The following is a 12,673-nucleotide window of genomic DNA, read 5'->3' on the forward strand; positions in this document are numbered from 1 at the left end:
CGTGCGCTAGGCCGGGATAATGATCCGGAAGACAGTTCCCTTGCCCTTCTCGCTGGTAACCTCAATACGGCCCTTGAGCTTGTTAATCGTGTTATAGGCCATGACCATTCCGAGCCCTGTCCCGTCTGCCTTGGTGGAGTAATACGGCTTGCCCAGGCGCGAGATCTCATCCTTGGTCATTCCGACACCGGTGTCGCGGATGGTAATGATAATATTCTGTCCGCTCGCGAAGACAGCAATAGACAGGACCGCATCCTCCACCCCATCCATCGCTTCAATCGCATTCTTGTACAGATTAATCAGGCATTGCTGCATCTCATTACTGTCATAATGGGTGCTAAGCGGGTTGTTGAAGCTGAATTCAACCGCAACCTTGTGGATCGTGGCATACGGCAGGATCACATTCTTGGTGTATTCACATTCAGCCATCAGGTTGGAGTAGACCCGGCTCTCCGACTGCGGCTTGGCAAAAGACAGATAATCGCTGATGATCTTCTCCGCCCTGTTCAGCTCCAGCAGTGACAGCTCGACATACCCCTTCTCGTCCGGGGTGAGGTTCTTAGAGAGATTCAGCAGCTGCAGGAAGCCGCTGGTCACGGTTAACGGATTGCGCATCTCATGGGAGACACTGGCCGCCAGCTCACTGACCACATTCAGCCGCTCCGACTGCATAATCCGCTCACGGTTCCTGAGATTCGCCAGGATCTGCTCCAGCAGGATCATTAGGATCGCCATGAACACCGCGTGCGTAGTTAAGGCATAGAAGGCAAGCGTCCAGAACTGGGTATCCAGCTTATTCATGATCTGGCCCAGAATGATCAGATAACAGCCCATCGTCAGGACCGCGATAGAGGTAGCCCACAAGATCCGTCCCTTGGGCTTAGAACGGAGAAATCTGGCGCTTATGGAAGGAACCAGAATGAGGACTGCTGTCGAAAAAAGTAAAGATTGGACGGTTCCCTCACCGCCTATGTAGAAACGGTACACATTCAGAATCACATATAAGGGCAGGGTATGTTTGTACCCTCCATACAAGGCCGCAATCACAAACGGAACATACCGCAAGTCAAAGATGAACCCGGTCTCCAGCCGGATCGGCTTAGCGATACACAGGATCATGGTGGCGGCGATGAGCAGTACAAGAATCTTATGATTGTAGGCGTGGGGCCTGTTCTCGAAGAAAATCAGAAATATCAGCACCGGAAACAGCATAAACAAAAAATTGAGCAGCAGCGTCTCAAACAAGGCTAACTTCCTTTCGGTTCTAATGCTGGTGTCAAGAGATACGTTTGTATTCTGAGCACTATACTTAGAACATTACGCTAACCTGATATTAGAAGTAAAGGAATTATTGTATGCGTTTTTTCTCCCGGAATTCAAGGAACCCCGCGAGAAGTGTCGAATACGTATGCTTTGAAGGCATGATGCACAGCATTGCATAACTACAGCAACCGAAGGAGCGGGTATCGATGGCTTTTACCATTAATAATCTGAAGGACAATTCCAACGTAATCATTAAAGAGCAGCTAGGCGGCTTCAGCATCATCGAATACAAAGAGGATCTCAGCACCACTACCCGGTATGAAGCAGAGACCAACTTCTTCATGAGCAAGAGCAATATGCGCAACAAGCAGCTGATGATTGAGCTGAATAACAATGAGGTGATGCTGAGCGCCGGAGCCATGCAGTATATGATCGGCAATATCGAGATGACCTCCGGAATCAAAGGCGTAGGAGGACTGATGCGTAATATGCTGTCCGGGGCGGCAACCGGAACCAGTGCCGTCAAACCGCTCTACAAGGGAACCGGAACCATCCTGCTGGAGACCACCTACAAATACCTCTGGCTGATTGATGTGGACAACGACCATATCGTAATCGATGACGGCATGTTCCTGGCTTGTGAGACTACGCTCGACATCTCCGTTGCGGCACGCAAAAACATCTCCTCTGCCGTCCTCGGCGGTGAAGGGCTGTTCAACCTTAGCGCGCGCGGCAAAGGGATTCTTGCCCTCGAAGCTCCCATTCCTTCCGAGGAAGCTGTCGTGGTCGAGCTGCAGAATGATGTGCTGAAGGTGGACGGGAACTTCGCTCTCATGTGGTCCAACTCTCTGGACTTCACGGTCGAGAAGTCAGGCAAGACCCGTCTGGGCTCCGCCGCCTCAGGCGAAGGCCTGGTCAACGTGTACCGGGGAACCGGCATGGTCTGGCTGGCCCCGCTCATGAATTACAGAAACAGCCTGCTTCAGGGCACGCCTACTTCTTAATTCCGAAGCGCTGATTGGGTCAGCTCTGGTTGTATGCCCTATGACATGGAACGAAATGTTATAGGGTATTTTCTGCATTTGCGTCTAAGTGCAGAACCTTTAGTGAATAACTAGAGGAAAACAACAAATATTCTCGAATATCTTAAATATCTATCTTAAGCAATTGTGAATGGTGGTGAGTTCATGAACGAGCAAATTGTGACGGGAGCGATGCGAGTTCTAGAGAAGCATAATGGTTTTGCCCGAACGAGGGATTTCTTAGAAGCAGGAATATCCCCTTATTATGTCAAAAAACTGGAATCCATTGGTGAAATTGAACGGGTAAAACAAGGAGTTTATCGGCTTGCGAGCGATGGAAACGAACCATTAAGTGAAATGCTTGAAGTGTCACGGCTGGTTCCCAAAGGTGTCATTTGTCTCCTCTCCGCCCTATCCTATTATGAACTGACCACATACCATCCATGGGAATATCAAATTGCCATTCACCGTGGAGGAAAGAAACCGAGGATTCCAGACTATCCGCCCATTAAAGTTATGTTCTTTGCGGAAGCTCAGTTTAAGGTAGGAATAGACCATATTTATATAGAGGGGGCCACCGTCAAAATCTACAACCGGGAGAAAACAATTTGCGATATTGTACGATACCGTGAAAAGATTGGGATAGATTTGATGAAAGAGGGTCTAAGAAACTATCTTCAATCTCCTTATAAAAATATAACGAAATTAGTTTCCTATGCCGACCAGTTGCGGATAAGGACAGTTTTGCAAAAATATCTTGAGGTGTTGATCTGATGAGTGATATTAAAAATATTCCTGCCTCTGTTGCCGAACGTTTAAAGAATATTGCTAAGACCTCAGGAAAAGCTTTCGATACCATGCTGCTCCTGTACCTTCAAGAGCGCTTCTTATACCGCTTGTCTATATCCGGTTATCGGGACAAATTCATCTTAAAGGGCGGGCTGTTTCTATTCTCGCAAACTCAGCTCAAGGCGCGTCCAACAAAAGACGTCGATTTTCTGGCCAGACAGATAGCAAATGAGCTTGAAATTTTAAGAGAGTCATTTGTGATAATTTGTTCGATTGACGTTCCTGCAGATGGAGTTGTATTTCAACTGGACGACATGACAACGGAAAGAATTAAAGAGGATGCCGATTATGAGGGGGTGAGAATCAAGGTAACGGCGCTTCTGGGAAGAATGAGAAAGAGCCTGCAATTCGATATCGGATTTGGCGATGTTGTAATTCCTAAGCCGCAACTTATTGGATACCCGGTCCTGCTTAATATGGAAGCCCCGCAGGTACAAGCCTACTCGAAGGAATCCGTCATTTCAGAAAAGTTTGAAGCCATGATTACATTATCCGTCATGAACAGCCGAATGAAGGATTTTTATGATATTTATACGCTTCTGAGCACCAATGATTTTGATGGGCGTGTACTGTATGAGGCTGTGTATGAAACTTTTCAGCGTCGTGGGACAATCTTGGAAAAGGATCATCCATTGTTTCAGACTACATTTGCTGATGATGACAGCCGTTTAAAGCTATGGTTGGCATTTATGAATCGTCTAGGTATAGAGGAACCGCTCACATTTCAGGATTTGATGAAATGTCTTGTTGATTTCCTGGAGCCAATATATCAATCATTGATTCATGGCGATGAGTTTTTTGGACAATGGAATTTCAACCACAGGGTTTGGCTTAACCGGCACTTAAAAAATTAGACCCCTTCAATAAAAGAAAAGGGGCTAATTAGCATAAATATGAATTTGAATTTGAATTTGATCCATTCCATGCTATGACTTCTGCTTACCCGCCAGCTGCTCCTGTGCCAGACGCACCATCTCACGAACCATGGAGCCTCCGATGCGGCCGCCAATCTGTCCCGCCGACTCAGTCGTCAGCTTGCCGTTATTTCCGGCCTGCAGCGGAATGCCCAATTCCTTCGCCACCTCGTATTTCACATCGTCCGGGTGATTCGGATCTACGTGATATCCTTCCTGCCTCATAACCTCCGCTTTGAACGTCTGCATTCCCTGGGCGGAACCTGGTACAGCATATTTTCTGCTTCTTCTCGCCATTTAAGGACACACTCCCTTGCTGTCTTTCCCCTAAGTTGCCCAGGAGTGTGGACCTTCATTCCCTGTCGTCCTTTAAGACTGCATCCCGTCCTCAATCCGCTGCATGAATTCTTCCACCGCGCTGTAGCCCAGCTGCTTGAGATACCAGTTGTTCGCAGCCGCTTCAATCAGACCGGCTACATCGCGGCCCGGCTGAAGCTGGACCTCAATATGCGGGATTTGCACCCCGAGATATTCGGTGAACTGGGGCACCAGCTCCAGCTCATTGTTGAGCGAATTCTCCTGCCAGGGGGCAAGCTCGATATCGAGCACGATCCGCGTCTCATCCTGGAACGCCCGCCGCCCATACTGCCGTACGACGTTGATCAGGCCGATGCTGCGCAGCGCCAGGAATTCACGTGTGGTCTCATTATGGGTCCCGAGGAGAGTCGCCGGACCCAGCTTCTTCAGCACCACAATATCATCAGCCACGAAGCGGTGGCCCCTGCGGATCAGTGTATGCGCCGTCTCGCTCTTGCCGATCCCCGACTTGCCCCGCAGCAGAATTCCTATTCCCGATACGTTAACGCATACCCCGTGGATAGACAGTTCGGGCGCCAGCGTCTTCACCAGGAAGCTGTCCAGCTTGGCGATGAACTCGGTGGTTACCTCCGGCGTCCGCAGCAGCGGAATGCCTTCCTGGTCACAGAACAGCGTCAGGTAAGGAATCTCCTGCTGGCCGCTGGTCACGATGAAGCAGGGCGGATGGTATTTGACGATGTTGCCGATATGCAGCATACGCTCCTCTACACTCAGCGTTAACAGGTAGTTGATCTCTTTACGTCCAAGGACCTGCACCCGCTCCATCGGAAAAAAATCAAAATAACCGACAAACTCCAGACCCGGTCTGTGCGTCCTTGGACGGGTGATGTTCCGGTCCATCCGGCCCGCTCCGGCGAGCACCTCCAGATGGAATTTCTCTACAAGACTCTGCACGCTAATAGATTTCATGAGATCCCCTCCCAATCCAATATTTCCCGATAGATTTATCTAAAAATCTTGTAATCTGCACACGCTAATTATATATTAAAAACAATATATAAGACCTAAGACCCACAAAAATCTATAAATACTATTAAAATCAAGAAGGTGTAACATATTGGCCTTAGCCTCTTGGATTGACCTGATTATGTGCTTCCTTCTGTTCCTGCTGCTCATCTATATCGTGGCTACGGTCACCATTACCAAGCTGCACAAGGTCTATTTAGGGTTCCATTTCTCCATGCTGATCTGGCCCTACTGCCAGTTTGCCATAAGAACTGTGGATGATCCTCTCTATCAGCTCTTTTATGTGAAGCTTGCCTTCGTGGATGCTTCCCTGCTGGGCCTGGGCTGGATCTTCTTCACGATTCTGCTCGCGGGACAATCCCAGTTCCTTAACAGAAAAATAGTGTCCGCGCTGGTGATCCCTGCAGTACTGACCTCCCTTGGAGTGGTGCTCAATCCTTATGGATGGTTCGTCCGTCCGGTGAACGGAGGGTATGTGGAGCGCATCTACGGACCTATTTTCTGGATCAGCATGACCTTTCTTGTCATTAACGCCCTCGTGTCCATGTATGTCATCTACGTGGCTCTGACCTCTAATCAGGCTGCACGGGTCAAGAATCAGGTTATGTATATGCTCAAAGGCATTACAGCCCTATGCGTCTTCCTTATGATCGATGTGCTTCTCAATGTCATTCTGGATGACTATCTGCCAGTAATTCCGGGCTTCACTTCGCTGGGTATCGTGGTGTCGGCTACATTCTTTGTGATTACGATCCACCAGGACAAAGTATTCGATATCGTAACTATCGCCCATCAGGATATTATCAATACCATGGAATACGGAATTCTCGTGCTGGATGACCAGGAGCAAGTGGTAGAGATCAATCATGCCTTGCATCCCTATATCCCTCTTGTGACGGGTGCGGCGTTCAACATGAGCAGCTATCTGCCAGATGAACCTGCCATGAAGATCGAGTCCTTCCTTGAGAAATACCATGAGCATCCGCTGGAGACGGCCGAGCTGGAAATTCTGCATCCCCTTATCCAAATGGTTGTCAGTATTCATGCAGCACCCATTATGGTGAGCGGCAGCCGGGTCGGACGGATTGTCACCTTCCAGAATGTTACCGAGATCCGGCGTCTCATCGATGAGACGAACCAGCAGAATGCCATCCTGAAGGAACGCAACGACTCGCTGGTGAAGGTACAGGAGGAGCTGTTCCAGACGAACGGCAAGCTGAGGAAGCTGGCGATCACCGACAGCCTGACCGGCTGCTACAACAGGCATTATCTGATGCAGCAATTGGAGCAGGAGGCGCTGCGGGTCAGCGACACCCGGACACCTTCGACTATTATACTGATCGACATCGATTTTTTCAAAAAAATCAACGACCAGCACGGCCATCTGGCCGGAGATATGGTCCTGTGTAACACAGTGGAGCTGCTGCAGCGCAGCCTGCGGCCCTCCGATATTCTGGCCCGCTACGGCGGAGAGGAATTCATTATCTATTTGCCGGATACGAATGGAGCCGAGGCGCGCCGTCTGGCCAAGCAGCTGAAATCCGAGGTTGAGCACAATACCATCCACATCGATTATATCGATGAGCCTGTGTCCATCACCATCAGCATGGGACTGCTCAGCATCGCTGAATTCAAGATCCCGCCTGCCATCGAGGCGAACACCTACTTGAACGACCTGTTCAAGTCTGCCGACAAAGCCCTGTACGCCGCCAAGCATCAGGGCCGGAATCAGATTGTTGCGGTGGAGGTATAATTGGATATTATCCTTGTATCATGAGCACTAGCCGCATAGGCAGTGCTTTTTTTGCGTTTATTTATAATTTTGATTATTTTATTTTTGCTGGAACCTTTTTGACTAAGCCGCCGTCTATGATCACAAATAAACCACAAACTACTCTTACGAGGTGACTGGACATGAAGAATACATTCAAGATGATAACCCTATCCGCAGCCGCCGCTCTGGCGCTCAGCTTCACCGGACAACAATTCGCCTCGGCCGCAGCCTTCAAGGATATCCATAACGTGCAGGATAAAGACAAGATTATCGCGCTTCAGAACAGCGGCCTGATTAAAGGCATCAGCGCGGATCTGTTCGGCCCGAACCTCAGCATCACAGCAGCCCAGGGGGTGCAGATGATCGTGAGTGCGCTTGATCTGAATCTGGATACGATCCGGTTCGTGAAGGAGCCGCATGCCACCGACTATTTCAAGAACGCGAGTGACTCCGCCTGGTACGCACAGGCGCTGATCATTGCCGGTGTGCACGGCTTGGACCTGCCAGCGGATCTGAAGCCTGGTGAGAAGCTGACCCGCGAAGAATTTACCTACCAGCTCATTGATGCGATGGAGAACACGAACCACTTGCCGATGATTAAGCCAGTAGTGATGGAGTACGCCGACCAGGATCAGGTGCAGGCAGAATACTCCGGTGCCCTGCAGCGTGCGCTGAATTACGGTGTCCTGAAGCTGGATGGCAGCGGCAAGCTTAACCCGAAGCAGGAGATCACCCGCGCCGAAGCGGCAGTCGCCATCAGCAATGCGCTCGCTTATCTGAAGGCCCATCCAGCCCCTGCTGCTGCGGATGAGATCCTGACCGCAGAACAAGCTGTGCAGGTTATTAAAGAAGCAGTCGGTCCTGAAGCCGGCCTGCAGATCAAGATTGCTCCGGCGGCCAGCATGTCACGTGAAGCCTTCACGTATCTGTTAATCCATACCTTACAGACCAGCGGGCAACTGCCGATGATTAATGTCATTCCAGAAGACGTGAAGGACGGCGATCAGATCGACATCCTGAACTCGGGAGCTATCCAGACCGCCCTTGCCCTTGGCTTCGTGGAGCTGGATGCCGACGGGAACTTCAATCCGAAGGCGGCAATTACCCGCCCTGAGGCTGCTTCCATCGTCGGAAATGCCGTGAATTATCTGAAGGCCCATCCGGCACCCGGTGCTGTAAGCAAGACAATCACCGCAACCGAGGCCGTCCAGTTCATCAAGGACGCTGCCGGACCTGAGGCGAATCTGCAGATCAAAATCGATCCGAATATGAGCGTAACCCGCGAATCTTTCACGTATCTGCTCATTAACACGCTCCAGACCAACGGCCAACTGCCGATGATCAAGCTGATCCCGGTGGAGATCAAGGATAATGACAAGATCAATATCCTGAACTCAGGAGCCATTCAGACCGCGCTTGCCCTTAAGATCGTGAAGCTGGATCAAGACGGAAGCTTCCGTCCCCAGGACGGCGTCACCAGCGCTGACGCCGCGGCAATGGTCAGCCAGGTGAAAGCCATCCTGAGCGGAAAGTCTGCGAAGTAAGCAACATATGCGATTTATCTTACCCCTTCTGCAAACATGCGGGAGGGGTTTGTGCTTTGTTTTACAGCAGCAACACCATCAGATCCTCGTCCAGATACTCGCCGTCAAGCTTCATCGCCCTTGGCTCTGTGCCGTAGCAGACGAATCCCAGGGATTCGTAGAGCCTTTTGGCAGACAGATTACTGGAGGTTACGGTCAGCGTAAGCTGCTCCAGCCCCGGCGCGCCCTTCGCCCGCGCAATCAGCTCCAGCATCAGCGCGCGGCCCACGCCATGTTTGCGGGCAGCCGGATCTACATATACTGCATAGACATTAGCTTTGTGCTGAATCTTGGGCCTGCTCTCCCGGAACAAGGTTGCCATTCCCGCCAGCCTCTGCTCCCCATCCAAGAAGGCGCCCAGGGTGAAATGCTGATCGGAGGAATCCAGCCTAATCCGGGTAGTCTCGATAGACAGCTTCGCTTCCGATTCATAAGAGCTAAGGAAAGCTTCCGGGTGCTGCTGCAGCGACTGCAAACGAAGCGCCCGGTAGCTTTCGGCGTCCGAGGGGGCCAGTGTTCTGATGTACATTTCCTTCCTCCCTTACAATATGGATACAATAAATTGACAAAAGGCAAATATTTGGTTATATTTAGGTTTGTAAAATTATATTTTGCACAATGAAAATCCATGAGACACTAACGTAACAGATTCACATTACTTAAATTCCTATCACTTGAAAAGAGGGACTTCTTATGATGACTGTAAGTTTAATTCTTGTTGCCTTAGTAGCACTAGAGCATGTGTACATACTTGTACTGGAGATGTTCCTGTGGACCACCCCGAGAGCACAGAAGGCGTTCGGATTGACCCCCGCCTTCGCACAGGAGACGAAATCGCTGGCAGCCAATCAGGGCTTATATAACGGCTTCCTCGCAGCCGGTCTAATCTGGGGGCTGCTGCATCCAAGCGCGGACTTCGGTTACCAGCTGCAATTGTTCTTCCTGATCTGTGTGGCGGTTGCGGCCATCTACGGCGGACTTACCTCCAAGCGATCCATCCTGCTGATGCAAGGCCTCCCGGCCTTTCTGGCGCTGGCGGCCACATTGATCGCACATCTGTAAAATTCGCGGACCGATGCAGGCAGCTTCCTCTCCGCTCAAGCCTTACAGCTTCTGCGCGAACTCGTTCAACTGCTCAGACATTGCCCGGATCTCCTCAATGAAGCTGGAGATCTCATGCGTGGAAGCCGCCTGCTCCTGCCCGACGGACGCAATCTGGCCTATGGCTTGACTGATCCCTTGCATGGCCGACTGAATCTCACTCAGGGTATCCCTGATCCGCTGCGCCGATTGCTCAGTTTCCTTCGAGAATCTGCGGATCTCCTTAGCCACAACGTCGAAGCCCCGGCCCCGCTCCCCGGCATGGGCGGCTTCAATCGCCGCGTTAATGCCAAGCAGGTTCGTCTGGTCGGCCACCTTCCTCAGCACCGCCAGAACCTCACTGCTTTTACGGACACTATAAGCCGTTGCATCCGATTGAATCAGCAGCTTCTGCGAATAATCGGCAAGCAGGCCTGAGCCGTCCGCGACCTGGCTAATCCGCGCATTGGCCTGATTCAGGGACAGCGCCATCCGGTCCGCGATCTCCCGCAGCTCCGTCTGCCTGCGTACCTGAATGCATACCGCCCCACAGACCTCCTCATCCTCCCCATGTACCGGCAGAACCGTACCCACAAATTCATACCCGTAATATTCCCTGGGGACATTAGCCACCGAGTATTCATCCTGCTTCAGCGCATGATACAGAGGCTCATCTGCCTGAATGATCTGCCCTGCCCGGATGCCCAGATCAATGGAATCACCGGGGTAATAGGCAAGGAACTTCTCTGTGTCGCAGATGGCAATTGAGATATCGTAAGGAAAAGCAGCTTTCAGAATGGGTGCCAGATTCATTAGTTCTTCAAGGGAGCGGACGATGTTTTTCATAGATGCGGTTCTCCTTCTATTTCAGGTAGCTTCACGGTACAGTGAAATCTTGAGTTAAGTTCGACATTTTGCGAAAAACCTCCTTTATTCAAAAATGAATAATTAAAAATTGATTTATAAGCACAGCATCAGCCTGACGGGTGAAGGATGCGGGTGCTTCAAGCAGCACCCCCATTTTCTTCGCCTACCTGCAGGCGTGACCATTGTGGTCGGTTTTTCGACCACATCTGGCTCGCGCGCCATCGGCGTGACCAGTGTGGTCGGTTTTTCGACCACATTTGGCCCGCGCACTCTCAACGTGCCAAGTGTGGTCGGTTTTTCAACCAAAAAAGCCGGAACCCGTCGTCTATTGCTGACAGGCTTCGGCTTTCCTTCGCTCATTGCGGCTTAACTCTATTGTACTCTTGCCCCTATTGCATCCTTCAACCGGTCCAGCTGCAGCAAGTGATGGCGGTAGTGCATCTCGATCAGCAGATACCATTCGGTTGCATTCAAAGGGCCAAAGCGGGGATGAGGGACAGTGCTGTGCTCAGGTGCCTGCGCAAGCTTCGGCAGGGTCTCCCGCATACGGTCCATCACGGTGTGCAGACCCTGGATCAACTGCTCCTTGCTCTCCGGCTGTACCGGCGTGTACTGCGGTGACGGCGGAACATGAACGCGTACAGGCGGGAAGCTGCCCCCGGCAAAAATCGCTTTACCCTCCGGCGTCATCTCTGCTTCATTCCCCGCCGCTTCCCCGTTCCCGGCCAGACACTGATCGATATTACGGAGCTGCATGTACAGCGCCGATTGTATCAAATGCTGGACCATCTGCCCGAGAGACCACTCTCCCTCGGCAGGCTGCCGCAGCAGCTGCTCCATACTGAAGATATCTAATTCCATAAGATAGTGATGGACAGTCTTCTCAAACTGCTGTAAGGCTTCTGTTGTCTTCATATTCTTATTCATATTCTTATTCATAATATTCAGGCAGCTCCTTTATTCTTAAGGTCTGTTCTGAATATACACAACCTCTCCTGACAACGTTATGTCAGTAGCGTTCCAGCATTCTCGCCGCTTCCTCCCGCACAAGCTTCCGCAAGGCTTCCGGCTCCAAGACAACCGCCCCCGCTCCCCAGCCAAGCACCCATTGCAGCAGGTCCTCGGGCTGGCGCACACGGAAGATCATATGCCTGCCATCTGCCCGGTCCTCCACTGCCTCCAGATAATAGTTCCCGGATTCAGCCGCCTTGCCCGCGATCTCCGGCTGAACCAAAATGCACACACGTACATGGCGGTCATCCTCCGGCTGGTACTCGTGCAGATCGAAATCCGCAGGCGCTTCGAACCGGTCATCCAGAATGGTAAGCTCACTCATTCTGGATAAGCGGAAATGACGGATCTCCTGCCGCAGTCCGCACCAGGCCACCAGGGTCCATGCGCCTCTGTTCAAGACAAGTCCATACGGCGAGGCGGTTCGGACACTGTGGTGACTTCCGTCAGCTTCCTGTCTGCCCTTTGTATACCCAAAGCCGATCTTCCGCTGCTCCATAATTGCGCGTCGGATCTGCTCCATGTACTCCTTCTCCTGTCCTTGCAGCTTATCTTTACTGGTATTCAGCAGCAGGATGCTCTGGCGGAGCCGGGCGGCATTCTCCTTGACATCCTCCGGCAGAACCGCTTCAATCTTCCTCCCTGCTGCGGAGGCCTGGTTACCATACTGAGTGTCGAACCGCTGCTCCACGAAATCCGTCCCGATCAGCAGGGTCACTGCCTCCTCGGCGGTGAAGCTGACCGGGGGGAGGAAATACCCTTTTACCAGTGAATATCCCTGACCCGTAGCGCCTACCACCGGCACTCCGGCTTCACTAAGCGCCTGGATATCGCGGTAGATGGTTCTTACGCTAGTCTCGAAGACGGACGCCAGATCCTCTGCCCGTACGACCCCTTTGCGCTGCAGCTCCAGTACGATGGCTAACATGCGATCTGTCTTGTTCATGCGGCGGCTGCACCCTCTTC

General features: G+C 51.5%; 14 protein-coding genes. 7 read left to right on the forward strand and 7 right to left on the reverse strand.

Translation table 11 applies throughout. The annotated features are described in order from the left end of the window. Positions 1 to 6: 6 nt before the first annotated feature. Positions 7 to 1,245, reverse strand: a complete 1,239-nt coding sequence (locus NST69_RS30235; protein ID WP_342547917.1) for an ATP-binding protein — start codon at positions 1,243 to 1,245, stop codon at positions 7 to 9. 224 nt (positions 1,246 to 1,469) lie between these two features. On the opposite strand from NST69_RS30235, the gene NST69_RS30240 reads away from it, so the two are divergent. The 3 genes from NST69_RS30240 to NST69_RS30250 all read left to right on the forward strand — a co-directional run bounded on the left by NST69_RS30240 (position 1,470) and on the right by NST69_RS30250 (position 3,988). Beyond that, on the forward strand, positions 1,470 to 2,267 hold the full coding sequence (locus NST69_RS30240) for an AIM24 family protein (protein ID WP_036722844.1): 798 nt from the start codon (positions 1,470 to 1,472) through the stop codon (positions 2,265 to 2,267). A gap of 183 nt (positions 2,268 to 2,450) precedes the next feature. Further along, on the forward strand, positions 2,451 to 3,059 hold the full coding sequence (locus tag NST69_RS30245) for a type IV toxin-antitoxin system AbiEi family antitoxin domain-containing protein (RefSeq protein ID WP_342547918.1): 609 nt from the start codon (positions 2,451 to 2,453) through the stop codon (positions 3,057 to 3,059). Beyond that, positions 3,059 to 3,988 carry a nucleotidyl transferase AbiEii/AbiGii toxin family protein gene (locus NST69_RS30250; RefSeq protein WP_342547919.1) on the forward strand — a complete coding sequence of 310 codons (930 nt, stop codon included), beginning with the start codon at positions 3,059 to 3,061 and terminating at the stop codon, positions 3,986 to 3,988. Before NST69_RS30245 ends, NST69_RS30250 begins: the two co-directional genes overlap by 1 nt. Before the next feature lie 72 nt (positions 3,989 to 4,060). On the opposite strand, the gene NST69_RS30255 is transcribed toward NST69_RS30250, so the two are convergent. Both NST69_RS30255 and hprK read right to left on the reverse strand, forming a co-directional pair. Continuing rightward, positions 4,061 to 4,345: an alpha/beta-type small acid-soluble spore protein gene (locus NST69_RS30255; protein ID WP_036722845.1), complete on the reverse strand. Its 285-nt coding sequence runs from the start codon at positions 4,343 to 4,345 to the stop codon at positions 4,061 to 4,063. 72 nt (positions 4,346 to 4,417) lie between these two features. Continuing rightward, complete coding sequence (gene hprK, locus NST69_RS30260; RefSeq protein ID WP_076080767.1) at positions 4,418 to 5,335, reverse strand: HPr(Ser) kinase/phosphatase; 918 nt, start codon at positions 5,333 to 5,335, stop codon at positions 4,418 to 4,420. Positions 5,336 to 5,483: 148 nt separating this feature from the next. Here hprK and NST69_RS30265 point away from each other — a divergent pair, with 148 nt between their 5' ends. Together NST69_RS30265 and NST69_RS30270 are read left to right on the forward strand one after the other, a co-directional pair. Further along, entirely contained in the window at positions 5,484 to 7,145 is a 1,662-nt protein-coding gene (locus NST69_RS30265) for a GGDEF domain-containing protein (protein ID WP_051477818.1), read from the forward strand. A gap of 161 nt (positions 7,146 to 7,306) precedes the next feature. Next, the gene (locus NST69_RS30270; RefSeq protein ID WP_342547920.1) at positions 7,307 to 8,710 is read left to right on the forward strand and encodes an S-layer homology domain-containing protein; all 1,404 of its coding nucleotides are present in this window, start codon (positions 7,307 to 7,309) and stop codon (positions 8,708 to 8,710) included. A 61-nt stretch (positions 8,711 to 8,771) separates the two neighbouring features. Here NST69_RS30270 and NST69_RS30275 read toward each other — a convergent pair whose 3' ends face one another. Next, positions 8,772 to 9,278 (reverse strand): GNAT family N-acetyltransferase, encoded by a 507-nt coding sequence (locus NST69_RS30275; RefSeq protein ID WP_342547921.1) that lies wholly within the window; start codon positions 9,276 to 9,278, stop codon positions 8,772 to 8,774. A gap of 164 nt (positions 9,279 to 9,442) precedes the next feature. On the opposite strand from NST69_RS30275, the gene NST69_RS30280 reads away from it, so the two are divergent. Next, entirely contained in the window at positions 9,443 to 9,811 is a 369-nt protein-coding gene (locus NST69_RS30280) for a DUF1304 domain-containing protein (RefSeq protein WP_036722850.1), read from the forward strand. Positions 9,812 to 9,853: 42 nt separating this feature from the next. Here NST69_RS30280 and NST69_RS30285 read toward each other — a convergent pair whose 3' ends face one another. Beyond that, positions 9,854 to 10,675, reverse strand: a complete 822-nt coding sequence (locus NST69_RS30285) for a methyl-accepting chemotaxis protein (RefSeq protein WP_036722852.1) — start codon at positions 10,673 to 10,675, stop codon at positions 9,854 to 9,856. 109 nt (positions 10,676 to 10,784) lie between these two features. On the opposite strand from NST69_RS30285, the gene NST69_RS30290 reads away from it, so the two are divergent. Continuing rightward, positions 10,785 to 11,066 (forward strand): hypothetical protein, encoded by a 282-nt coding sequence (locus NST69_RS30290; RefSeq protein WP_342547922.1) that lies wholly within the window; start codon positions 10,785 to 10,787, stop codon positions 11,064 to 11,066. Between the two features lie 2 nt (positions 11,067 to 11,068). On the opposite strand, the gene NST69_RS30295 is transcribed toward NST69_RS30290, so the two are convergent. Further along, the gene (locus NST69_RS30295) at positions 11,069 to 11,611 is read right to left on the reverse strand and encodes a DinB family protein (protein ID WP_342550236.1); all 543 of its coding nucleotides are present in this window, start codon (positions 11,609 to 11,611) and stop codon (positions 11,069 to 11,071) included. Between the two features lie 94 nt (positions 11,612 to 11,705). Continuing rightward, on the reverse strand, positions 11,706 to 12,653 hold the full coding sequence (locus NST69_RS30300) for a YafY family protein (RefSeq protein WP_342547923.1): 948 nt from the start codon (positions 12,651 to 12,653) through the stop codon (positions 11,706 to 11,708). Positions 12,654 to 12,673 lie beyond the last annotated feature (20 nt).

This window comes from Paenibacillus sp. FSL P2-0089 (assembly GCF_038595095.1).
In the GTDB taxonomy this organism is placed as follows: domain Bacteria; phylum Bacillota; class Bacilli; order Paenibacillales; family Paenibacillaceae; genus Paenibacillus_AQ; species Paenibacillus_AQ silagei.